We start from the raw sequence: 23124 nt of genomic DNA on the forward strand, positions 1-23124 counted from the left end.
GACCGGAGCAGCCTGCGCGGTAGCCGGACCGGCGAACACACCACCGGCAAACGCCAGACCAGCAACACCCAGCACGCTCTTACGCAGAATCGTGTTCACGATGAAAGCTCCTTGGGGGTTGGCGCCACCAGCCCAGGGGGGTGGGCATGGAGACGCAAGCACCGTCCGGCGCTCAAAGACTTGGGGGAAAAGATCCGGCACACGCTCGCGGGCGGGGGATGCCCTTGCCGCGCCGGGACTGTGTGTAACGACCGGCGGCCCGCCATCATTCCGGGGCCCGGACCCTCACCGGCTCGGCCGACGGGGTTCGTTGCTGCGATCGTCCGGGGGATGTAACGACCGGCCGGCCGCCATCATTCCGCGGCCCGGCCCCGCACCCGATCACGCGGCGTGGGCGCTTGCTCGATCGTCCGCATGATGCAACGCCCCCGACCCGGCCCCGATTCCACCACCCAGATGCGCCGGTCACACCCACAAACCGGACAGCCACCCCACTCGGGCGCACGACGCCACGAGATCGCACCGGTTCTGGGCATCGTGCCCGATTACCGCGCAGGGGCTCGTCCGACGGCATCGACCCCGGCACGCAGGGGCCATAGCGGAACGGGCGCGATACCTCAGAGTCATCAAAATGCCTCTCAGGTATCACGCCCGCCAGGTCGGCATGCCGACCCATGACGACACGCCCCACCCGCCGACGGGAGTAGGGCGGGTGCGGCTGCGCCGGCCCACGAGGGCCACCGCCGCCACCTGATCGGCCCTCGATGGGCGGTATGCCGGGTCGAGATCGACTCCACGTGCGGTAGGTCGCGGTGTCCGGTTACGGCGGACACCGCACGTTGCCGCACATCGAGTGGATCTCGCCCGACAGCCGGCGATCCGGCGCAGGTGGACCCAAGCGGGACGGACCTGCGGGATCGGACGGGCCCGGGACCACGACGCGGGTGTGGCCCGCCGTGCCCGGCGCAGGGATCAAGCCTGACCGCCCGGAGCCGGGCACGGCGGGCCACACCCCAAACCGCCACCGACCGCTGTCCGCCGTCGCGGCCGAATGGGTCTGTGCGGTCCTGTGGTTTGGCCCGGCGGCTTCGTCATGCGGCGTTGGTGTGCTGGTTGCGGTTGATTTCGGCTGGGTCCGCCGGTTTCGGTGCGCCCCCACGTACCGCGCCGGCACTGAGATCATCTCCCGGTGCCCGTGAAGATCTTCCGCGTCCCGCTCCTCGTGACCCTCGCCGCCGTCGTCGCGGCGGCGGCCCTGCTGGTCGCCCCGAGTCAGCTCCGCGCGCCCGCCAGCGCCGGCATCGTCCGGATCCCGTCAGCCGGGCCGTCTGCGCAGTCCCCGGCAGCGGCCGCCTCGCCGACTCCGGCAGCGCCGGAACCGGACACAGCGGCGCCCGGCGCGACCGTCCCGGGGGCGACGCCGCCCGGGACCCGGCCACCCGTCGTCGACCACGGGCCGCGTACCGGGAACAAGGTGGCGCTGACCTTCGACGCGGACATGACCGACGCGATGCGGCGCCAGTTGCGCAGCGGGGCCGTGCGGTCGTACGCGAACCTGAAGATCATCGACCTGCTGGAGCGGGAGCACGTGCCGGCCACCTTCTTCCTGACCGGCCAGTGGGTCGAGCAGTACCCGGCGGTGACCCGACGGCTCGCCGCGAACCCGCGCTTCGAGTTGGCCAACCACACGTACGGGCATCTGGCCTTCACGCCGGACTGCTACGGACTGCCCCGGATCCCCGCCCGGGAGATGACCACCGACGTGGCCCGGACCTTCGATCTGGTGGCCGCGTACGGCGGGAGGCAGACCCGCTACTTCCGCTTCCCGGGCCTGTGCCACGACCGGGCCGCCCTGACCGCGCTGGCGCCACTGGGGCTGACCGTGGTGGACGGCGACGTGGTGAGCGGCGACCCGTTCGCGAAGTCCTGGCGACCGGTGGTGCGGGCGGCGCTGGACGGGGTCCGCCCAGGTTCCGTGATCATCCTGCACGTGACGGAGGCGAACGCGCCGATGACCGACGAGGCCCTGCCGCACATCCTGGCCGGGCTGGCCGAGCGTGGCCTGGAGCCGGCCCCGCTCTCGGAGGTGCTCGGGCAGAGCTGAAACCAGATCACGAATGCCGGCAAATGCCTAGGATTCAGGCAAGACTAGAGGAGGTCGGCATGACCGCAGCGATGGAGATGCCCCGGGTCCAGGAGTGCGTGGTCGTGGCCTGCGGCTACAACCACACCGGCGACTGCCACGCGTTCGCCATCACGATCGGCAGCATGGACCACGCGCACTGCCGCACGTTCATCGAGATGCCCGCCGTCCGGGCCGGCGTGGACGGCCTCATCGCGCAGGTCGGTGCCTGCCAGCGCGCCGACTGCCGGCACAACGACCAGTTGGAGTGCCACGCGCCGGCGATCAAGGTCGGCCCGGACAACGACATGGCCGACTGCATCACCTACGACCAGCGCTGACCCCACCGCACGACATCGGCGGGAAAGAGCGCTGACCCGCCGCCACCGCCCCGGTGGTCGGTGACGGCGGGGGTCTCAGCGCAGGCCGTTGGCCTCCCGCACCACGGTCACCAACTCGTCGATGATGCCGGTGAGGGCGAAGTCCTTCGGCGTGAAGACCCGGGCCACCCCGGCGGCGCGCAACTGCTCCGCGTCGGCCGTGGGGATGATGCCGCCGACCACCACGGGCAGGTCCGGCCGGCCGGCGGCGCGCAGCCCGTCCAGCACCGCCGGCACCGCGGCCAGGTGCGAGCCGGAGAGCACCGAGAGCCCGACCAGGTCCACGTCCTCCTCGACGGCGGCCGCGACGATCTGCCCGGCGGTCAGCCGGATGCCCTGGTAGACCACCTCGAAGCCGGCGTCCCGGGCGCGTACCGCGATCTGCTCGGCGCCGTTGGAGTGCCCGTCCAGGCCGGGCTTGCCGACCAGCAGCCGCAGCCGGGCGCTGCCCAGCTCGCGGGCGGTGGCGGTGACCCGTTCGCGCACCGCGGCCAGCCCGACGTCCGCGCCCGCCCCGGCGCCGCCGGCCAGCCCGGTCGGCGCCCGGTACTCGCCGAAGACCTGCCGCAGCGCGCCGGCCCACTCGCCGGTGGTCACCCCGGCCCGCACGCACTCCAGCGTCGCCGGCATCAGGTTCGCGCTGGTCGCGGCGTCCGCGCGCAGCCGGGCCAGGGCCGCGTCGACGGCGGCGGCGTCCCGGTTGGCCCGCCACTCGCGTACGGCGGCCGCGGCGGACTTCTCCACCGCCGGGTCCACCTGCTCGATCGCCTCGGCCCCGGCCGCGGTCAGCGGCGACGGCTCGGTCTCGGTGAACCGGTTGACGCCGACCACCACGTCGGTGCCGGCCTCCATCCGGCGACGCCGCTCGGCCAGCGAGGCGACCAGGGCGCTCTTCAGGTAGCCGGTCTCCACGGCGGCGACCACGCCGCCCATCTCCAGCACCTTCTCCAGCTCGACCCGGGCGCCGGTGACGATCTCGTCGACCAGCGCGGTCATCACGTGCGAGCCGGCGAACAGGTCCGGGTATTCGAGCAGGTCCGACTCGTACGCCAGGACCTGCTGCATGCGCAGCGACCACTGCTGGTCCCACGGCCGGGGCAGGCCGAGCGCCTCGTTCCAGGCGGGCAGCTGCACGGCCCGGGCCCGGGCGTCCCGGGAGAGAGTGACGCCGAGCATCTCCAGCACGATGCGCTGGATGTTGTTCTCCGGCTGCGCCTCGGTCAGGCCGAGCGAGTTGACCTGCACGCCGTAGCGGAACCGGCGCTGCTTCTCCGCGGCGACGCCGTACCGGTCCCGGGTGATCTCGTCCCAGAGCGCGCCGAAGGCGCGCATCTTGGCGATCTCCTCGACGAAGCGCACCCCGGCGTTGACGAAGAACGAGATCCGCTGCACCACGTCGCCCATCCGTTCGGCGGGCACCTGACCGGAGTCGCGCACCGCGTCCAGCACGGCGACCGCGGTGGCCAGCGCGAAGCCGACCTCCTGCACCGGCGTCGCGCCGGCCTCCTGCAGGTGGTACGAGCAGATGTTGACCGGGTTCCAGCGCGGCATCTCGGCCAGCGTGTACGCGATGACGTCGGCGGTGAGCCGCAGCGACGCCGCGGGCGGGAAGATGTACGTCCCCCGGGACAGGTACTCCTTGATGATGTCGTTCTGCGTCGTGCCGGCGCAGCGGGCCAGCTCGGCGCCCTGCTCCGCGCCGACCGTGCCGTAGAGGGCGAGCAGCCACATCGCCGGCGCGTTGATGGTCATCGAGGTGTTCATCTCGGCCAGCGGGATGCCGTCGAAGAGGGCCCGCATGTCGCCGAGGTGGGCGACCGGCACGCCGACCCGGCCGACTTCGCCGGCGGCCAGTTCGTGGTCGGGGTCGTAACCGGTCTGCGTGGGCAGATCGAAGGCGACCGACAGGCCGGTCTGCCCCTTGGCCAGGTTGCGACGGAAGAGGGCGTTGGTCGCGGTGGCCGAGGAGTGCCCGGCGTACGTGCGCATCACCCAGGGGCGGTCGCGCTCGGGCAGCCGGCCGGGGGAAGCCTTCTCGTCCATGGCCGGAGTCTAAGTTACCGTTCAGTCACCTGGGCTGTGGAAAACCACACAGCTCCATGGAGCGGACGTCGGGGTGGCAAGGGCCCGACATGGCGCGGACCACCACACCCCGGCCGGGCCGGGCCCACCGCCAGGTCGCACACTTGACGGCATGGATGACGAGCTCGCGATCTCCGTCCGGGGGCTGCGCAAGGCGTACGGGGACACCGTCGCGGTGGCGGGCGTCGACCTCGACGTGCACCGGGGCGAGGTGTTCGCCCTGCTCGGCCCGAACGGCGCGGGCAAGACCACCACCGTGGAGATCCTGGAGGGTTTCCGGCGGCGCGACGCGGGCGAGGTGTCGGTGCTCGGCAGCGACCCGGCCCAGCCGGCCGCGGACTGGCGCTCCCGGGTGGGCATCGTGCTCCAGGGCACCGGCGAGTTCGACGAGCTGACCGTCGGCGAGGTGGTGCGCCACTTCGCCGGCTTCTACGCCGACGCCGACGACCCGGACAAGGTCGTCGAGCGGGTCGGCCTGGCCGGCAAGGCGAAGGCCCGGACGCACACCCTCTCCGGTGGGCAGAAGCGCCGGCTCGACGTGGCGCTCGGCATCGTCGGCCGGCCCGAGCTGCTCTTCCTCGACGAGCCGACCACCGGTTTCGACCCAGAGGCGCGGCGGGAGTTCTGGGAGCTGATCCGGGACCTGGCCGCGGCCGGCACCACCATCGTGCTCACCACCCACTACCTGGACGAGGCCGAGGCGCTGGCCGACCGGGTCGGGGTGATCGCGGACGGCCGGCTGGTCGAGGTCGCCGCGCCGAACCGGCTCGGCAACCGGCAGGAGGCGCTGGCGACGGTCTCCTGGCGTACGCCGAAGGGGACGCTGGAGAGCGTCGAGAGCGCGACGCCGACGGCGCTGGTGGCGGAGTTGGCCGCGCGCTACGGCGGCGAGGTGCCCGGCCTCACGGTGACCCGGCCGACCCTGGAGGACATCTACCTGACCATGATCGGACACTCATGACCGCCACCATGAAGCCGGCCGCGCCGGCCGCCGCGGGCGTCCGGCGGCGGGGCCCGGTGGCCCTCGCCGCGCGGCAGGGCCGGCTGGAGATCACCCAGTTCCTGCGCAGCCGGGAGTCCGTCGTGTTCACGATGGGCTTCCCGGTCATCATGATCCTGATCTTCGCGGCGATCTTCAACGACGAGATCGCCCCCGGGGTCAGCTACACCCAGTACTTCATCACCGGCATGATCGCCACCGGCCTGATGACGGTGAGCTTCCAGAACCTCGGCATCTGGATCCCGATCGAGCGTGACCGGGGAGTGCTCAAGCGCTACCGGGGCACGCCGATGCCGAAGTGGGTGTGGTTCGCCGGGAAGGTGCTGATGGTGGTCGCCATCGGCGTCGCCGAGACCGTGCTGCTGCTGGCCGTCTCGGTGGCGCTGTTCGACCTGGACCTGCCCGGCACCGCCACGCAGTGGCTCACCTTCGGCTGGGTCTCGGTGCTCGGCGTGACCGCCTGCACCCTCTGCGGCATCGCCATCTCGTCGCTGGCCCGCACCGCGCGCAGCGGCTCGGCGGTGGTCACCCCGGTCGCCCTGGTGCTCCAGTTCATCTCCGGGGTGTTCTTCGTCTTCACCGAGCTGCCGTCCTGGATGCAGCAGGTGGCGGCGCTCTTCCCGCTGAAGTGGATGTGCCAGGGGCTGCGGTCGGTCTTCCTGCCGGAGAGCTTCGGCGGGCAGGAGCCGGCCGGCTCGTTCGAGCTGGGCCGGGTCGCCCTGGTGCTCGCCGCGTGGTGCGTGATCGGCCTGGTGCTCTGCCTGACCACCTTCCGCTGGACCACCAAGCGCGACGGCTGACCCCGGCGGGGCGGCCCCGGCGCCACCGGCCGGGCGACCCCGCTCACCCGCCGGCGGCGAGCGCGACGCCGAGCGGCGTACGCCAGTAGAGCACCTCGCGCCCGGACCGCCGCTTGCTGACGGCGCCCGCGTCCAGCAGCACCCGCAGGTGGTCGCTCACCGTCCCGAGGGACAGCCCGGTCACCACCACGAGCTGCGAGGTGCTCAGCGGCGCGTCCAGCCTGGCGAGGATGTTGGCCCGGTTCGCGCCGATCAGCCGGGCGAGCCCGTCGGGTGCCGGTGAGGTGGGATCGACCAGGATCCCGCGCGCCGGATACACCATCCCGAACCGGGTCGGCTTGTCCCAGACCACCCAGCCGCGACGGCAGTGCGCCGGGAGGAAGACCAACTGCTCGGCCTCGTCCAGCGACAGCGACGGCTCCGAGTAGTCGTTGACCTGGAGACGACCGTCGCCCAGCCAGCGCATGTTGTGGTTGAGGTCGGCGAAGACCCCGGCCCAGCCGCCCGCGCTCAACGCGGCGGTGCGGGCCACGATGTCCGCCCGGAGCCGGCGTTCCCGCTCCGGCCACTCCGGCTCGACGGTGTGCGTCCAGACCCAGTCGAGCAGCTCCACCACCTGCCCGGTGAGACCGTCCGCCAGCAACTCGGCGGCGAGCGGCTCCGGGCGGGTGGCCCGCAGGTCGGCCCGGATCCGCTCGTCGGACAACCGCCCCACGGCCGCCAGCTCCGCCGGGAACGTCGGTTCCGGCGAGGCGGGCGCGATGGTGAGGAAGTCCGCGGTCCAGCGGGGGTTGAACGACGCGGGCAGCAGCGCCCGGGCCACGGGCCGGGCGGCCAGCATCCGCCGGAACGCCTCGATGTGGGGCCCTCGCCAGGCCCGCTGCCAGGGACTGCGCGGGTCGTACAGCGCGCGCAGCGCGGCCACCGTGTCGACCATCGGCGAGACCGTGAAGCGGCTGCGCGCGAGCAGATCCGATGGCACCTGCCAGACGCCCACGTTTCGCCTCCAGACGTAACTCTACGAGATCCACCGGGCGCCCCACACGATCGTGCCCGTGAGAACGTACGCAGACCTGTTCGCGGCCCGTGAGTTCCGCAACCTGTTCCTGGCCAACTGCGCCGGGATCGCAGCGCACACCACGTCAGCGCTGGCGCTGGGCGCGTTGACCTACGCGTCGACCGGCTCGGCGCTGCTCACCGCGCTGAGTATGTTCGGCGCACCGCTGGCCGGCGTGCTCGGCAGCCTGACGTTGCTGTCGGCCGCGGACAGCCTGCCGCCCCGCCGGGCGCTGACCCTCGCCGCGGTGCTGGTCACCGTCGGAGCGGCGGTGCAGGCCGTGCCCGGGCTGCCGCTGTGGGCCCGCTTCACGATCATCTTCGTCAGCGCGTACGTCGGCTCGATCACCGGCGGGGCCAGGTGGGCGCTGCTCACCGACATCCTGCCGGCCAATGCCTACGTACTGGCCCGGGCCACCATGAACACGAGCGTCGGGGTGATGCAGATCGCCGGATTCGGGCTGGCCGGCGCCCTGCTCGTCTGGCTGAGCCCGTACCAGGTGTTCCTGCTCGCCGCGGTTCTGCGGGCGGTGGCCGCTGCGGTGGGCTGGTTCGGGCTCTCCGAACGCCCGGTCCGGGTCACCGAGCGGACTTCGATCGCGCGCACCGCGCGGGTGAACAGGGAACTCTGGGCGGACCCGGGCCGCCGGTCGCTCTTCTTGAACCTGTGGGTACCCGGCGGTCTGATCGTCGGGTGCGAGGCGCTCTTCGTCCCGTACGCCGGTGATCGCGCCGGCTTCCTGTTCGCCGCCGCCGCCCTCGGCATGCTGACCGGGGACGTGGTGGTGGGGCGGTTCCTGACCGGAGCCCGCCGGGAACGGTGGATTCCCGGACTGCGGTTGCTGCTCGCCGTCCCCTATCTGGTCTTCCTGCTGTCGCCGCCGCTACCACTGGCCATGGTCGTCGCGCTGATCGCCTCGGTCGGCTTCGCCGCCGGGCTGCCGTTGCAGGAGCGGCTGATCGCCCACTCGCCAGCCGAGGCCCGCGGTCAGGTGCTCGGCCTGCACCACAACGGCATGCTGGCCGGGCAGGCGGTGTGCGCCGCGCTCGCCGGCACGGTCGCGGACCTGGTCCCGGCGAACTCGGCCGTCGGGCTGCTGGCCGGGGCGTCGCTGGCGGCCACGCTCGCGCTCACTGCCGGGCTGCGGCGGACCGCCCCCGCGCCGGCGGGAGCGGTCCGCTGAGCGGCCGGCGAACGCCACCGCACCCGGGTGCCCGTCAGTACGTGTAGAAGCCCTTGCCGGTCTTGCGGCCCAGGTCGCCGGCGGTGACCATGCGCTGGAGCAGCTCCGGCGGGAAGAACTTCTCGTCGGCGGTGTCGGTGTAGATGTTCTTCGAGGCGTGCAGCAGCACGTCCACGCCGGTCAGGTCGGTGGTGGCCAGCGGGCCCATGGCGTGACCGAAGCCGAGCCGGCACGCGGTGTCCAGGTCCTCCGCCGAGACCACGCCGGACTCGACCAGCTTGACCGCCTCGACCACCAGCGCGGCGATCAGCCGGGTGGTGACGAAGCCGGCGATGTCCCGGTTCACCACGACCACCGTCTTGCCGATCTCCTCGGCGAACGCCTTCACGGTGGCCAGCGTCTCGTCGCTGGTCTTGTAGCCGCGGACCAGCTCGCAGAGCTTCATCATCGGCACCGGCGAGAAGAAGTGCGTACCGACCACGGCCTCGGGGCGCTCGGTGACCGCGGCGATCTGGGTCACCGGGATGGCCGAGGTGTTGGTGGCCAGCACCGCGTCCGACTTGCAGATCTTGTCCAGCGCCCGGAACACCTCGTGCTTGACGTCCAGCCGCTCGAAGACCGCCTCGACCACGATGTCGGCGTCCGCGACCGCCTCCAGGTCGGTGGTCGGGGTGATCCGGCCGAGCGCCGCCTCGACGTCGGACGCCTCGATCTTGCCCTTCTCGGCGAACTTCTCCAGCGACTTCCGGATGCCGTCCAGCCCGCGCCGGGTGGCCGCGTCGTCCAGGTCCCGCAGCGTCACCTGCCAGCCCGCCTGCGCCGCCACCTGGGCGATTCCCGAGCCCATCAGCCCGGCCCCGACGACCGCGAGTCGACCCGCCATCTGCTTACTCCCTCGCCTGAATGAGTGTCTGTCAGCACCCTAGTCGGCGAGCCTGAACGACTGCTAAGGCCCTCAGATGGCGACCGCCGGCTCCTCCGGGGCGGTGCCCCGCTCCACCTCGACGCCGAGCGCCCGCAGGTCGGCCACGAAGTCCGGGTAGCCGCGATCCACGTGGTGCACATGGGAGACCTCGGTGACCCCGTCGGCGCAGAGCCCGGCGATGATCAGCCCGGCGCCGGCCCGGATGTCGGTGGCGCGAACCGGGGCGCCGGAGAGCCGCTCCCGGCCACGGACCACGGCATGGTGCCCGTCGGTCTTGATGTCCGCGCCGAGCCGCATCATCTCGTTGGCGAACATGAACCGCCCGTCGAAGATGTTCTCGGTGATCAGCGAGGCGCCGTCGCTGACCGCCGCCAGCCCGATCGCCATCGGCAGCAGGTCGGTGGCGAAGCCGGGATAGGGCAGGGTCACCACGTCCACCGCGATGGGCCGGTCGTCCATCCGGATCCGGAAGGCGCCCGACCGCGTCTCCACCAGGCCGCCGGCGGACACCAGCTTGTCCAGCGCGACCTCCAGGAACGTCGGGTCCACCCCGGTCACCGTCACGTCACCCCGGGTCATCGCCGCGCCGAAGGCCCAGGTGCCGGCGACGATCCGGTCCCCCACCGTGGCGTGCCGCACCGGCCGCAGGTCGGGCACGCCCTCGATGTGCAGGGTCGAGGTGCCGGCCCCGGTGATCCGCGCGCCCATCTGGTTGAGCATGGTGCAGATGTCGACGATCTCCGGTTCCCGCGCGGCGTTGTCGATCACGCTCGCCCCGCGGGCCAGCACCGCCGCCATCACCAGGTTCTCCGTCGCCCCGACGCTGGGGAAGTCCAGCACGATGTCGGCCCCGTGCAGGCCGTGCGGCGCGGCGGCGATCACGAAGCCGTGTTCGCCGGAGATCTCGGCGCCCATCCGGGTCAGCCCGGAGATGTGCATGTCCAGGCCGCGGGAGCCGATCGCGTCGCCGCCCGGGTGGGCGACCCGCACGTACCCGCGCCGGGCGAGCAGCGGACCGAGCACGCAGATCGACGCGCGCAGCCGGCGGACCAGGTCGTAGTCGGCCTCCGCGCCCGGCTGCTCGGGCACGTCGATGGTGACCGACCGGGAGCGGGCCACCCCGCCCCGGGCGACCATCGGGTCGACCGGGTCGTCGGCGTCGAAGCTCACCGCGCAGCCGAGCCGGCGGAGCACCTCCCCCATGATCGCGATGTCGGTGATCCGGGGCACGTTGGTGATCACGCTGGGGCCGGGCGCGAGCAGGGCCGCCGCCATCAGCTTCAGCGCCGAGTTCTTGGCGCCCACCACGTGCACCGTGCCGGCCAGCCGGGCGTCACCGGGCACCCGGATCACGTCGACGTCGTTGACCGCCGGGGCGCCCGCGCCGCCGGGGCCGAACCCGGCCGGCCACCCGGCGGCGGTGTCCGGCCGCGCCGGGATCGTCAGGTCCGGTATCCGTAGGCTGTGCGTCATGGCCGTCCACCTCACGCGCATCTACACCAAGGCCGGCGACGCCGGCATGACCAGGCTGAGCAACAACGAGCAGGTGCCGAAGACCGATCCCCGGATCGCCGCGTACGCGGACGTCGACGAGTGCAACGCGGCGATCGGCGTCGCGCTGGCCCTCGGCCAGCTCGACGAGGAGCTGCGGACGGTGCTCGGGTCCATCCAGAACGACCTGTTCGACGTGGGCGCCGACCTGGCCACCCCGGTCGAGCCGGACCCGAAGTACCCGCCGCTGCGGGTGACCGAGGAGTACGTGGAGCGCCTCGAGGGCTGGTGCGACGAGTACAACGCACGCCTGCGCAAGCTGGACTCCTTCATCCTCCCCGGCGGCACCGCGGGCGCGGCGCTGCTGCACGTGGCGCGGACGACCGCCCGACGCGCCGAGCGTGCGGCGTGGGCCCTGGTCGGCCACGACCCCGACCGGACCAGCCCTCTTCCGGCAAAGTATCTCAACCGGCTCTCCGATTTGCTCTTTATCCTGGCAAGAACGGCAAATCCGGACGGAGATGTGCTATGGGTTCCCGGCGGTGACCGCTGACCGCGCGACCGCCGACGCCCGGCGTGGGCACGTTGCACCACGTCGAGGTCTGGGTGCCCGACCTGGCCGCCGCCCGCCACAGCTGGGGTTGGCTCCTCGGTGAGCTGGGCTGGACGCCGTTCCAGGAGTGGCCGGCCGGCCGCTCCTGGCGGCTCGGCTCGACCTACCTGGTCCTGGAGGAGTCCCCCGCGCTCTCCGGGCGGCGGCACGACCGGCTCGCCCCCGGCCTCAACCACCTGGCCTTCCACGCCGGCCCGCCGGCCGCCGTGGACCGGCTGGTGGCGGTCGCGCCGGCGTACGGCTGGACGCTGCTCTTCCCGGACCGGCACCCGCACGCCGGCGGCCCGCAGACCTACGCCGGCTACCTCACCGACAACCAGGGGTACGAGGTCGAACTGGTCGCGGCCGCCGACCGGTGACGGTGCGAGATAGAAGGCACCTGAGGACGCGCCTGGCAAGGTGAGGTGTTTCCGGGGAGCCCGCCCCGCGGAGGGATCAAGCCTGACCGCCCGGAGCGGAGTGGGCTCCCCGGAAACACGGAGGCCGGGCGGCCTCAGGCCGCGGGCCAGTCCTGGGAGGCCAGACGTGGCGAGACCGCCCCGGGCGGGGCGGCCTCGAGCCAGGAGAGGAATCCGGTGACCGTGGATCGCGCCATGGCGATCTCGACCGGAGCGTGGTGACTGGTGCACCGGAGGATGACCCAGTCGGCGGGCATGGAGAGACGCTCCTGCCCCTCGGGGAGCCGGCGCCGCTCCACCGCGAGCCCCTTGCGGGAGAGCACCCGCTTGGGTCGCAGCGCGAAGCTGAACATCCGGTACCAGCGGAGCTCGTCGCCGACGAACCGCCCGAAGCCGGGCGACCAGCCGCGGCCGTCGAGCATGGTGGAGACCCGGACGCTGAGCCGGATGATGCCACCGCTACGGGTGACCAGGGCTCGCCGGACGAAGAGGATCAACAGCGCGCCGAGGATGACGGCGAAGCCGATTCCGATCCCTTCGACGATCTCCATCGGCGGTGCGGTCAGCGGCTCTGCGCGGCGGAGACCGGGGTGGCGCTCTCGGCCAGGACGGTCACGCCCTCGGCGCTGACCGACAGGAAGCCGCTGGCCACCTCGTAGGCAACCTGCTCGCCGCCGGCGAGCTTGATGCGTACCTGGCCCGGCTCGGCGAGCTGGCCGAGCAGCGGCGCGTGCCCCGGCAGCACACCCAGCTCACCCTCGGTCGTCCGGGCGACGACCATCTCGGCCTCGCCGGACCAGACCTTCTCCTCGACGGCTACGAGCTCGACGTGAAGCTGCTGTGCCACGCTGTCTCCTTGCTGCGGCGGCGGATTGCCGAAAGTCTAGTCCCGCCGCCGAGGCGCCGCCGAGGCGGGTGGCGAGAGCTACGCCACGCCTACTTGGTCTTGTTCTGGAAGTCCGGGTGCTCGAGCAGGAACGCGTCCAACTGCTCGTTGTGCAGGGCGGTGAAGAAGTCGTCCACCTCGGGCTTGAAGCGCTCGCCGCGGTACTTGCCGTTCTCCATCACCCCGCCGCCGGGCAGCTTGACCATCTGGATCGTGTCCGGGCGGATGTTCTTGAGCGCAAGCCCGAAGTCCACGACGCTGTGGCCGCGGCCGCTGAAGATCAGCGACTGCCCGGCGGCCCGGAGCACCTTGTCCAGCTTGAGCGGGTTGGTCACCACGTCGGCGCTGAACGCCTGGCCCACCATGGCCTTGACGAACTGCTGCTGGTGGCGCTGCCGGCCGTAGTCGCCGTCCGGGACGCCGTTCTTCGGGTAGCGCTGGCGGACGTAGTCCAGCGCCTGCCAGCCCTTGAGGTGCTGGTTGCCCTTCTTGTATTCCGCCTGCGGCCCGATGTAGCCCTCGCCGTTCGGGTTGCCCTCGCGGTGCGTGCCGTCCGGCTTCCGGTGCTCCGAGCGCACCTCGCGCTCGATGTACATGTCGACGCCACCCATCGCGTCGACGATCTTCTGGAAGCCGGTGAAGTTGATGATCGCGCCGGCGTCGAAGCGCTTGATCCCGGTCACGTCCTGCACGGTCTCCGCGAGCAGCTCGAAGCCGCGGGCGGCGTCGGGGTTCTTCCCCGGCACCCGGCTGCCGTACGACATAGCCGCGTTGAGCTTGTCGGTGCCGCCGTTGAAGTCGGCCTTGATGAACTCCGGGATCTCCACGAGGAGGTCGCGCGGCAGCGAAAAAAGGTAGGCCCGGTCCATCGAGGCGGGCACGTGCAGCACCATGATCGAGTCGGCCAGCGGCGGCGTCTCCGGGTTGCGGGGGTCGATGCCGACCAGCAGGATGTTCAGCGGGCCCTTGATGTCGCTCTTGCGCTCCTTCGCGCCGGCGGCCTGGTCGCCGAAGAGGTCGGCCTTGCCCACCGCACCTTCGTAGCGGGCCATCAGTGCCTCCATGCCGACCAGGACCGCCCCGCTGAGCAGCATCAGCACGGCGCCGAACACCGTGCTGACCCGGGCCCACCGGGGCACGCCCGACCACATGGACGGCCGCTTGCCGACCTTGCCGGCCTTACCCACGAGTATCTCCGTTCGTCACGCCCACGATCAGGAGACGGGCGCGCGCAGCCGAATGGTTGCAAGGACCAGCGCTCATCGGGGGTTGAGCGCGCGGATCGACGGTACCTCGCACACGGCGTGATCGCCGACCGCGCGAAACCGGCCAGCGGCGATGGTAGGGCGTGAAGATGAACAAAAGGTCGCCCCGGCATTGCCGGGGCGACCTTTTGTGTGACGTTCGGAGCGGCTCAGCCCTCCGCCATCAGTTCCTTCGCCTTGCGCTCCAGGTCCTCCAGACCACCGCACATGAAGAAGGCCTGCTCGGGGAAGTGGTCGTACTCACCCTCGCTGATCTTGCGGAACGCCTCGATGGTCTCCTTGATCGGGACCGTCGAGCCCGGCACGCCGGTGAACTGCTCGGCCGCGTAGGTGTTCTGCGAGAGGAAGCGCTCGATCCGGCGGGCCCGGCCGACCGTGACCTTGTCCTCCTCCGAGAGCTCCTCGATGCCGAGGATGGCGATGATGTCCTGCAGGTCCTTGTAGCGCTGCAGGATCCGCTTCACCTCGGTGGCGACCTGGAAGTGCTCCTGGCCGACGAACTCCGGGGCGAGGATCCGGGACGAGGACGCCAGCGGGTCCACGGCCGGGTAGATGCCCTTGTCGGAGATCGACCGCTCCAGGTTGGTGGTCGCGTCGAGGTGGGCGAACGTGGTGGCCGGGGCGGGGTCGGTGTAGTCGTCCGCCGGCACGTAGATCGCCTGCATCGAGGTGATGGCCTGGCCCCGGACGGAGGTGATCCGCTCCTGGAGCTCGCCCATCTCGTCGGCCAGGGTCGGCTGGTAGCCCACCGCGCTCGGCATCCGGCCGAGCAGGGTGGAGACCTCGGAGCCGGCCTGGGTGAAGCGGAAGATGTTGTCGATGAAGAGCAGCACCTCCTGCTTCTTCACGTCCCGGAAGTACTCCGCCATGGTCAGCGCGGAGAGGGCGACCCGGAGCCGGGTGCCCGGCGGCTCGTCCATCTGGCCGTAGACCAGCGCGGTCTTGTCGATGACGCCGGACTCGGTCATCTCGGCGATGAGGTCGTTGCCCTCACGGGTCCGCTCCCCCACGCCGGCGAAGACCGACGTACCACCGAAGTTGCGGGCCACGCGGGTGATCATCTCCTGGATGAGCACCGTCTTGCCCACGCCGGCGCCGCCGAACAGGCCGATCTTGCCGCCCTTGACGTACGGGGCGAGCAGGTCGATGACCTTGATGCCGGTCTCCAGCATCTCGGTCTTCGGCTCCAGGTCGGCGAAGGCCGGGGCCTTGCGGTGGATGCCCCACCGGTCGTCGGCCTGGATGGTCTCGCCCTCGGTGAGGTTGAGGCACTCGCCGATCGCGTTGAACACGTGACCCTTGACCGCGTCGCCCACCGGCACGGTGATCGGCGAGCCGGAGTCGCGCACCTCCGCGCCGCGGACCAGGCCGTCGGTCGGCTGCATCGAGATCGCGCGGATCATGTTGTCACCCAGGTGCTGGGCGACCTCCAGGGTCAGCGTCTTCTCACCGCCGGACAGGATCACGTCCACGTGCAGGGCGTTGAACAGGGCCGGCATGGCGTCGCGCGGGAACTCGGCGTCGACGACCGGGCCGATGACCCGGACCACCCGACCGGTGGCCGTCTTGGTCTCTACTGGGGCAGTCATCACACTTCACTTCCCGACGCGGCCAGCGCGTTCGCGCCGCCGACGATCTCGCTGATCTCCTGGGTGATCCCGGCCTGGCGGGCCGTGTTCATCTCACGCGTGTACTTCTCGATCATCTCTTCGGCGTTGTCGGTGGCGCTCTTCATCGCCCGCCGCCGGGCCGCCGACTCGCTCGCCGCCGACTCGATCAACGCCGCGTAGATCCGCGTGTTGATGTACCTCGGCAGCAGCGCGTCGAGCAGCGCATCCGCCTCCGGCTCGAACTCGTACGCCGGGAGCAGGCCCTCGGACCGCGGGCGGTCCTCGACCTGCATCGGGCCGATGATCTTGGCGACCGGGGTCTGGGTCATCAGGGACTTGAACTCGGTGTAGACGATGTGCAACTCGTCGATCCCGAGCACCCCGTCCGGCCCGGTGCCGCCGTCGACGTCGTCCGCGCCCGCCGAGAACGCCTTGATCAGCGTCTCGCCCACCTCGCGGGCGTCGGCGAAGGACGGCTGCTCGCTGAAGCCGGTCCAGTTCGCCTCGATCGGCCGGTTGCGGAACCGGTAGAACGTGACGCCCTTGCGCCCGATGACGTAGAGCACCGGCTCCTTGCCGTCGGCCTTCAGCCGGGCGATCAGCGACTCGGCGGTCTTGATCGCGTTGGTGCTGTAGCCGCCGGCCAGTCCCCGGTCACTGGTGACCAGCAGGACGCCGGCCCGCCGCACCCGCGGCCGCGGGGTGAGCAGCGGGTGGTCGATCCGTGCGTTGGACGCCAGCGCCGTGAGCACGTTGGTGATGGCCTGGGCGTACGGCAGGGACGCCTCCACCCGGGCCTGGGCCTTGGCGATCCGGCTCGTCGCCACGAGCTCCATCGCCTTGGTGATCTTCTTCATCGACTTCGCCGAGCGGATCCGTTGACGAAGAACGCGAACCTGGGCCGCCATGCTCAGCCCTTACTGGTTCTCGACCGGGCGGTCGGTCGTGCCGTCGCGGAAGCGGGTCACCGTCTCACGGGTCTCCTCGCCCTCCAGCGGGGCGGCCGGCGCCTCGTTGATCCGGCGCTCGTCCTGCTTGCCGAGGAAGACCTGCTTGAACTCCGTGATGGCGGCGTCCAGCGAGCCGATGATGTCGTCGTCCCACTTGTTGTCGGCGATGGCCGCGAGGACGCCCTCGTGCTTGTGCCGCAGGTACTGCAGGAACTCCGACTCGAACCGCCGGACCTCGCCCACCGGGATGTCGTCCAGCTTGCCCTCGGTGCCGGCCCAGACCGAGACGACCTGATCCTGCACCGGGTACGGCGAGTAGTTCGGCTGCTTGAGCAGCTCGACCAGGCGGGACCCGCGCTCCAGCTGGGCCCGGGAGGCCTTGTCCAGGTCCGAGGCGAAGGCGGCGAACGCCTCCAGCTCGCGGTACTGGGCCAGGTTGAGCCGCAGCGAGCCGGCGACCTTCTTCATCGGCTTGACCTGAGCGGCGCCACCGACCCGGGAGACCGAGGTGCCGACGTTGATGGCCGGCCGGACGCCCTGGTTGAACAGGTCGGTCTCGAGGAAGATCTGGCCGTCGGTGATCGAGATGACGTTGGTCGGGATGAAGGCCGAGATGTCGTTGGCCTTCGTCTCGATGATCGGCAGCCCGGTCATCGACCCGCCGCCCAGCTCGTCGGAGAGCTTGGCGCAGCGCTCCAGCAGCCGGGAGTGCAGGTAGAAGACGTCACCCGGGTAGGCCTCGCGGCCCGGCGGGCGGCGCAGCAGCAGCGACACGGCGCGGTACGCCTCGGCCTGCTTGCTCAGGTCGTCGAAGACGATCAGGACGTGCTTGCCGCCGTACATCCAGTGCTGCCCGATGGACGAGCCGGTGTAGGGGGCGATGTACTTGAAGCCGGCCGGGTCCGACGCCGGGGAGGCCACGATGGTGGTGTACTCCATCGCGCCCGCCTCTTCCAGCTGGCCCTTGATCGAAGCGATCGTGGAGGCCTTCTGGCCGATGGCGACGTAGATGCAGCGGACCTGCTTCTTCGGGTCGCCGGAGCGCCAGTTCTCCCGCTGGTTGAGGATGGCGTCCAGGGCGACCGTGGTCTTGCCGGTCTTCCGGTCACCGATGATCAACTGCCGCTGGCCACGGCCGATCGGGGTCATCGCGTCGATGGCCTTGATGCCGGTCTGCAGCGGCTCGAAGACCGACTGCCGGGCCATCACGTTCGGAGCCTGCAGCTCCAGCTCGCGGTAGCCCTCGTCGGCGATGTCGCCGAGGCCGTCGATCGGCTGGCCGAGCGCGTTGACCACGCGGCCGAGGAAGGCGTCGCCGACCGGTACGGAGAGCACCCGGTCGGTGCGCTTGACCCGCTGCCCCTCCTCCAGCTTGGCGGAGTCACCGAGAACGACGACACCGATGTCCCGGACGTCGAGGTTCAGCGCCACACCCAGCGTGCCGTCCTCGAACTCCAGCAGCTCGTTGGTCTTGGTCGAGGGCAGGCCCTCGACGTGGGCGATGCCGTCGCCGGTGTCGGCGACGGTGCCGACCTCCTCGCGGGAGACGTCGGACGTGTAGGAGGAGACGTAGCGCTCCAGGGCGCCGCGGATCTCCTCCGTCGAGATGGTCAGCTCGGCCATCCTCTGCTTCCTTAAGTATCAGGGGCCCGGGATACCTAGTACCGACCGGTCCGAATGGCGTCTATTCAGGGCGCTGGGCGGCAGTGCCGGTCAGCGCTTCGCGAGCGCGTTGCGGCTCTCGTTGAGGCGGCGCAGGACGGTGCCGTCGTACAGGTCGGAGCCGACCCGCACGCTCACGCCACCGAGAACTTCGGGGTTCACCGTCTGCTTGACGGATACCTCCCGACCGTATATCGCGGAGAGGCTGGCGCCCAGTCGGCGCTCCTCCTCGTCACTCAACGGGGCCGCGACGGTCACGTACGCCACCTGCCGGTCCCGCCGGTCGGCGGCGAGTTCGACCAGCCGGGTGAGCGCCCCGGAGAAGGAGCGTCCCCCGAACCCGCTCAGCGCCACCTCGACGAGGCGGACGGTGACCGGGTGGGCCTTGTCGGCGAGCAGTTCGCGGACCAGGGCGGCCCGCCGCTCGATCGGAGCAACCGGGTCGGCCAGCGCGTTGGAGAGCGCCGACTGACCGGCGACCACCTGACCGAAGCGGAACAGCTCGTCCTCGACCTCCCCGAGGTCGCCGGCGGAGTCGGCGCTGGCGAGCAGCGCCTCCACGCCGAGCCGCTCGGCGCCGTCGAGCAGTTCCGACGGCGCCGACCACCGGCCGGCGACCAGCGTGGCGAGCAGGTCCAGCGCCTCCGCGTCGATCTTGCCGCGCAGCATGTCGCCGAGCAGGCCGGCACGGTCCGCGCCGGACCGGGCCGGCTCGGCGAGCGCCCGGCGCAGCCGCGGCTCGCGCCGCAGCAGGGTGGCGACGGAGAGGACGCCGGCGGCGGCGTTGGCCACCGCCAGCGGCTCCGCGCCGCGGACGTACGTCTCCAGGTGCTCCGCCGCGGCCTGGTACGACTCCCGGCTGGCGGCCTGCATCAGCGGGCCCCCGCGCTCTCGAGACCGCTCAGGAACCGGTCCACGGTGCCCTTGCGACGCGCCTCGTCGGCGAGCGACTCACCGACGATCTTGCTGGCCAGGTCGACGGCGATCGTGCCGACCTCGGTGCGCAGCTCGCGCACGATGGTGGCCCGTTCGGCGGCGAGCTGCTCCTTGCCGGCCGCGATGATCCGGTCGGACTCCTCCCGCGCCTTGGCGAGGATGTCCTGCCGGATGCCCTCGGCGTCGGCCCGGGCGTCGTCCCGGATCTTGGCGGCGTCGGTGCGCGCCTCGGCGAGCTGCGCGCGGTACTGCTCGAGGAGCTGGTTGGCCTCGGCCTGGGCGGCCTCGGCGCGCTTGATGCCGCCCTCGATCGCGTCGACCCGCGCCTGGAACGTCTGCTCCATGCGGGGGAAGACGAACTTCATCAGCACGACGCAGAGCAGGGCGAAGGCGATCGTGCCCACCACGATCTCCTGCCAGATCGGCACGATCGGGTTGTGGGTCGACTCACCACCCTCAGCGGCGAGCAGGAACATGGGTGACCTCCCGGTCGAGGGGCGGGATTAGAGCTGGCCCTGCCAGATGAAGCCGAAGGCGATGCCCAGCAGCGCGAGCGCCTCGATGACGGCGAAGCCGATCCAGACGTACGGCAGGGTCATCCGGGACGACTCCGGCTGGCGGGCCGTCGACTGGATGTAGGCGGCGAAGACCAGGCCGACACCGATGCCCGGGCCGATGGCCGCGAGACCGTAGCCGATGGCGGCGGTGCTGCCCTCTACCGCGGCGTAGATGTCCATTAGTGGGTTCCTCCTGGTTATCACGCGTGACGGTCACGCGGGACGACAACGGTTGGTGCGAAGTGCTCAGTGTTCCTCGGCGAGCGCGCCCTGCACGTAGCTGGCCGTGAGCACGGTGAAGACGTAGGCCTGCAGGACGATCACCAGGAACTCGAGGAAGGTGAGCGCGATGGTCATCGCCCAGGACAGCACCGAGACCGGCGCCAGCCAGGCGTTGGCGTTGAGCATCGCGAAGCCGCCGAGCGTGAAGACCAGCAGGAGCATGTGGCCGGCGAACATGTTCGCGAAGAGACGGACGGCCAGCGAGAACGGCCGGACGAGGAAGGTCGAGAAGAACTCGATCGGGATCAGCAGCGGCAGGATGTACCAGGGCGCCGGCGGGATGAGGGAGTTCTTGAAGAACTTGCCGGCGCCGTGGTGCCGGATGCCCGCGTAGATGAAGAGCACGTAGCTGATCACGGCGAGGAACGCCGGGAAGGCGATGTGCGAGTTCGGCGAGATCTGGAACAGCGGCACGATCGCGAAGAGGTTGGTCAGCAGGATGAAGCAGAACAGCGTGGTGAAGTACGGCGCGAACCGCACCCCCGCGTGTCCGATCATGTCGACCGCGATGTTGTTCCGCACGAAGCCGTAGATCGACTCGGCGAACCACTGCTTCTTCGTCGGCACCAGCTGCGGCTTCCGGTAGCTGGCCAGGAAGAAGATGATCAGGACGCCGACGGCCAGCCAGACCATCGCCGTGATCTTGGTGAACCAGTAGGAGTTCTCCGCACCCCAGGGGAGGATGCTGGGCAGGTAGAAGTCCTCCACGCTGGGTGGGAATGCTGCCTCGCCCTGTGCCAGGACGTTCGCCTGTCCGAACACCGCGTCCCTTCCTAAGTAGGCGTGCCGAGCTTGCGGATGACCAGGACGATCCCCCCGGCCATGCCGAGCACGACGCCGATCCCGGTGGCGACGCCCCCGGAGTCGAGCCACTGGTCGACCAGCCAGCCGATGAAGCCCCACACGAGCATGCCCGCGATCAGGTAGCTGAGCGCGGTCCAACCCTGGCCGGCGCCGGACGGAACATCGTCCCGGTCGCCGCTGGGTCGGGGGGTTTGGTCACCAGCCATGACGGGGCGAACGATATCAGTCGGGAAGACGAGGCTGTGCCTCACCCCCCGCACAACCGTGGTTGTGTGGGCCTTGGGCGGGCAGGCGCATCTGTGGGCACGCTACTCCCCTTCGAGCGGCCTGAAAATGACCGATGGCGGACACATTTCCGCGCCGCCCGAGGTGTGGGATTCCCGCGGTCAGCGCGCCCCGCGTACGTGCACGGCGGTGAGCCACCAGATGTGCACGCCGGTCCAGACCACCACCGCGGCGGCGATGCCCAGGCAGAGCGGGATCAGGCCGGGCCAGCCGGTGGACGCCACGGCCACCATCACCACCCCCAGGAGGGTGAACTTGGCCGCGTAGAGACCGAGTCCGAAGGGGAGCACGAGCTGCGGGTTCACCGAGTCGGCCCAGGCCAGCACCACGGTGGTCAGCGTGTAGCTGGCCACCGTGACGCCCACCCCGGCCGCCGCGCCGAGCGCCGCCGGGGTGCCGCCGGTGACCGCGCCGACCAGCGCGGCCAGCGCGGCCAGCGCGGCACTCGCGGCCAGCAGCACCGGCAGGTGGCGCAACCGCCACCGCCGGTCGGCCGGCGCGGTCGGCGCCGGCTCCCGCACCCCGGGCTCAGCCACGGGGGTACGCCGGGAAGGCGGTGACCAGCTCGGTCACCTCGGACGCGATCCCGGCCAGCGCGTCGGCCCCGCCCGGGGCGGCCGGGTCGGTGCGCACCGCCCGCGCGATCAGCCCGGCGATCCGGCGCATCTCCCCCTCCCGCATGCCCTGGGTGGTGACGCTGGGCGTGCCGACCCGGATGCCGGAGGCCACCATCGGCTTCTGCGGGTCGTACGGGATGGCGTTCTTGTTCAGCGTGATGCCGGCCGCGTCGCAGCGCGCCTCGGCGTCCGCGCCGGTCACCCCCACCTCGGTCAGGTCGATCAGGGCGAGGTGGGTGTCGGTGCCCCCGGAGACCGGGCGCATGTCCTCGGCGGCCAGTCCGCCGGCCAGCGCCTGGGCGTTGGCCACCACCTGGGCCGCGTACGCCTGGAACCCGGGCTGCGCGGCCTCGCGCAGCGCGACGGCCTTGGCCGCGACGGCGTGCATCAGCGGGCCGCCCTGGGTGAACGGGAAGACCGCCTTGTCGATCCGCTGGGCCAGCGACTCCCGGCACAGGATCATGCCGCCGCGCGGCCCGCGCAGCACCTTGTGCGTGGTGCAGCAGACCACGTCGGCGTACGGCACCGGGGACGGGATGGCCCGGCCGGCGACCAGGCCGATGAAGTGCGCGGCGTCCACCATGAGGTACGCGCCGACCTCGTCGGCGATCTCGCGGAACCGGGCGAAGTCGATCAGCCGCGGGTAGGCGGTCGCCCCGCAGATGATCATCTTGGGCCGGTGCGCCAGGGCGAGGTCGCGTACCTCGTCGTAGTCGATCAGCTCGGTGTCCCGCCGGACGGTGTACCCGACGGTGGCGAACCACTTGCCGGAGAAGTTCACCCGGCTGCCGTGGGTCAGGTGCCCGCCGTGCGGCAGGTCCATGGCGAGCACCGTGTCGCCCGGCTGCACCAGCGCCGCGTACGCGGCCAGGTTGGCGCTCGCCCCGGAGTGCGGCTGGAGGTTGGCGTGCTCCGCGCCGAAGAGGTCCTTGGCCCGGGCGATGCCGATCTCCTCGGCCCGGTCCACCTCGGCGCAGCCGCCGTAGTAGCGCCGGCCCGGGTAGCCCTCGGCGTACTTGTTGGTGAGCGTCGAGCCGAGCGCGGCCAGCACGGCCGGCGAGGTGAGGTTCTCGCTGGCGATCAACTGGAGGCCGGCACGGAGCCGGTCCAGCTCACCGAGCACCACCCCGGCGATCTCCGGGTCGGTGGCCCGGAGCTGGTCGAAATCCGGCCCCCAGAAGGTGCTCCTCGCGGTGTCCACAGCGCCAGAGTCTATTGG

Annotated in this window: 24 protein-coding genes; 7 read left to right on the forward strand and 17 right to left on the reverse strand. The window is 71.3% G+C overall.

The window, feature by feature from the left end; translation table 11 throughout:
• Positions 1–1189: 1189 nt before the first annotated feature.
• Positions 1190–2104, forward strand: coding sequence for a polysaccharide deacetylase family protein (locus ACVCAH_RS26115; protein ID WP_447138857.1), 915 nt, complete (start codon positions 1190–1192; stop codon positions 2102–2104).
• 59 nt (positions 2105–2163) lie between these two features.
• Positions 2164–2463 carry a DUF1540 domain-containing protein gene (locus tag ACVCAH_RS26120; protein ID WP_447138858.1) on the forward strand — a complete coding sequence of 100 codons (300 nt, stop codon included), beginning with the start codon at positions 2164–2166 and terminating at the stop codon, positions 2461–2463.
• Positions 2464–2538: 75 nt separating this feature from the next.
• Here the strand turns inward: ACVCAH_RS26120 and ACVCAH_RS26125 are convergent, their stop codons facing one another.
• On the reverse strand, positions 2539–4545 hold the full coding sequence (locus ACVCAH_RS26125; RefSeq protein WP_447138859.1) for a protein meaA: 2007 nt from the start codon (positions 4543–4545) through the stop codon (positions 2539–2541).
• Positions 4546–4696: 151 nt separating this feature from the next.
• Between ACVCAH_RS26125 and ACVCAH_RS26130 the strand changes: the two genes are divergently transcribed.
• Both ACVCAH_RS26130 and ACVCAH_RS26135 read left to right on the forward strand, forming a co-directional pair.
• On the forward strand, positions 4697–5545 hold the full coding sequence (locus tag ACVCAH_RS26130; RefSeq protein WP_447138860.1) for an ABC transporter ATP-binding protein: 849 nt from the start codon (positions 4697–4699) through the stop codon (positions 5543–5545).
• Positions 5542–6384 carry an ABC transporter permease gene (locus ACVCAH_RS26135; RefSeq protein ID WP_447138861.1) on the forward strand — a complete coding sequence of 281 codons (843 nt, stop codon included), beginning with the start codon at positions 5542–5544 and terminating at the stop codon, positions 6382–6384. The genes ACVCAH_RS26130 and ACVCAH_RS26135 overlap by 4 nt, the downstream gene beginning before the upstream one ends.
• Before the next feature lie 43 nt (positions 6385–6427).
• Here ACVCAH_RS26135 and ACVCAH_RS26140 read toward each other — a convergent pair whose 3' ends face one another.
• A complete protein-coding gene (locus ACVCAH_RS26140; protein WP_447138862.1) occupies positions 6428–7381 on the reverse strand; it encodes an ArsR/SmtB family transcription factor in 954 nt (317 codons plus the stop codon).
• A gap of 58 nt (positions 7382–7439) precedes the next feature.
• Between ACVCAH_RS26140 and ACVCAH_RS26145 the strand changes: the two genes are divergently transcribed.
• Positions 7440–8624 (forward strand): MFS transporter, encoded by a 1185-nt coding sequence (locus ACVCAH_RS26145; protein WP_447138863.1) that lies wholly within the window; start codon positions 7440–7442, stop codon positions 8622–8624.
• 34 nt (positions 8625–8658) lie between these two features.
• On the opposite strand, the gene ACVCAH_RS26150 is transcribed toward ACVCAH_RS26145, so the two are convergent.
• A complete protein-coding gene (locus ACVCAH_RS26150) occupies positions 8659–9507 on the reverse strand; it encodes a 3-hydroxyacyl-CoA dehydrogenase family protein (RefSeq protein WP_447138864.1) in 849 nt (282 codons plus the stop codon).
• A 72-nt stretch (positions 9508–9579) separates the two neighbouring features.
• Positions 9580–11022, reverse strand: a complete 1443-nt coding sequence (gene murA, locus ACVCAH_RS26155) for a UDP-N-acetylglucosamine 1-carboxyvinyltransferase (RefSeq protein ID WP_447138865.1) — start codon at positions 11020–11022, stop codon at positions 9580–9582.
• Here murA and ACVCAH_RS26160 point away from each other — a divergent pair.
• Positions 11021–11593 (forward strand): cob(I)yrinic acid a,c-diamide adenosyltransferase, encoded by a 573-nt coding sequence (locus tag ACVCAH_RS26160; RefSeq protein ID WP_447138866.1) that lies wholly within the window; start codon positions 11021–11023, stop codon positions 11591–11593. The two genes, murA and ACVCAH_RS26160, sit on opposite strands and share 2 nt — an antisense overlap.
• 23 nt (positions 11594–11616) lie before the next feature.
• Positions 11617–12012, forward strand: coding sequence for a VOC family protein (locus ACVCAH_RS26165; RefSeq protein ID WP_447138867.1), 396 nt, complete (start codon positions 11617–11619; stop codon positions 12010–12012).
• Between the two features lie 134 nt (positions 12013–12146).
• Here the strand turns inward: ACVCAH_RS26165 and ACVCAH_RS26170 are convergent, their stop codons facing one another.
• From ACVCAH_RS26170 to ACVCAH_RS26230, 13 genes are all read right to left on the reverse strand, one after another.
• Positions 12147–12602, reverse strand: a complete 456-nt coding sequence (locus ACVCAH_RS26170; RefSeq protein ID WP_447138868.1) for a DUF2550 domain-containing protein — start codon at positions 12600–12602, stop codon at positions 12147–12149.
• Positions 12603–12613: 11 nt separating this feature from the next.
• A complete protein-coding gene (locus ACVCAH_RS26175; RefSeq protein ID WP_447138869.1) occupies positions 12614–12898 on the reverse strand; it encodes a F0F1 ATP synthase subunit epsilon in 285 nt (94 codons plus the stop codon).
• 89 nt (positions 12899–12987) lie between these two features.
• On the reverse strand, positions 12988–14130 hold the full coding sequence (locus tag ACVCAH_RS26180; protein ID WP_447138928.1) for an LCP family protein: 1143 nt from the start codon (positions 14128–14130) through the stop codon (positions 12988–12990).
• Positions 14131–14351: 221 nt separating this feature from the next.
• A complete protein-coding gene (gene atpD / locus ACVCAH_RS26185; RefSeq protein WP_447138870.1) occupies positions 14352–15791 on the reverse strand; it encodes a F0F1 ATP synthase subunit beta in 1440 nt (479 codons plus the stop codon).
• On the reverse strand, positions 15791–16720 hold the full coding sequence (locus tag ACVCAH_RS26190) for a F0F1 ATP synthase subunit gamma (protein WP_447138871.1): 930 nt from the start codon (positions 16718–16720) through the stop codon (positions 15791–15793). The genes atpD and ACVCAH_RS26190 overlap by 1 nt, the downstream gene beginning before the upstream one ends.
• A gap of 9 nt (positions 16721–16729) precedes the next feature.
• A complete protein-coding gene (gene atpA / locus ACVCAH_RS26195) occupies positions 16730–18385 on the reverse strand; it encodes a F0F1 ATP synthase subunit alpha (RefSeq protein WP_447138872.1) in 1656 nt (551 codons plus the stop codon).
• 90 nt (positions 18386–18475) lie between these two features.
• Positions 18476–19297 (reverse strand): F0F1 ATP synthase subunit delta, encoded by an 822-nt coding sequence (locus tag ACVCAH_RS26200; RefSeq protein WP_447138873.1) that lies wholly within the window; start codon positions 19295–19297, stop codon positions 18476–18478.
• Positions 19297–19836: a F0F1 ATP synthase subunit B gene (locus ACVCAH_RS26205; RefSeq protein WP_447138874.1), complete on the reverse strand. Its 540-nt coding sequence runs from the start codon at positions 19834–19836 to the stop codon at positions 19297–19299. The genes ACVCAH_RS26200 and ACVCAH_RS26205 overlap by 1 nt, the downstream gene beginning before the upstream one ends.
• A gap of 27 nt (positions 19837–19863) precedes the next feature.
• Positions 19864–20097, reverse strand: coding sequence for an ATP synthase F0 subunit C (locus ACVCAH_RS26210; RefSeq protein ID WP_043966050.1), 234 nt, complete (start codon positions 20095–20097; stop codon positions 19864–19866).
• Positions 20098–20163: 66 nt separating this feature from the next.
• The gene (atpB, locus tag ACVCAH_RS26215; protein WP_447138875.1) at positions 20164–20961 is read right to left on the reverse strand and encodes a F0F1 ATP synthase subunit A; all 798 of its coding nucleotides are present in this window, start codon (positions 20959–20961) and stop codon (positions 20164–20166) included.
• Between the two features lie 11 nt (positions 20962–20972).
• The gene (locus ACVCAH_RS26220; RefSeq protein ID WP_447138876.1) at positions 20973–21209 is read right to left on the reverse strand and encodes an AtpZ/AtpI family protein; all 237 of its coding nucleotides are present in this window, start codon (positions 21207–21209) and stop codon (positions 20973–20975) included.
• A 180-nt stretch (positions 21210–21389) separates the two neighbouring features.
• Complete coding sequence (locus tag ACVCAH_RS26225) at positions 21390–21824, reverse strand: hypothetical protein (RefSeq protein ID WP_447138877.1); 435 nt, start codon at positions 21822–21824, stop codon at positions 21390–21392.
• Entirely contained in the window at positions 21817–23106 is a 1290-nt protein-coding gene (locus ACVCAH_RS26230; protein ID WP_447138878.1) for a serine hydroxymethyltransferase, read from the reverse strand. The genes ACVCAH_RS26225 and ACVCAH_RS26230 overlap by 8 nt, the downstream gene beginning before the upstream one ends.
• Between the last annotated feature and the right edge of the window lie 18 nt (positions 23107–23124).

It is taken from the genome of Micromonospora sp. LZ34, assembly GCF_052981855.1.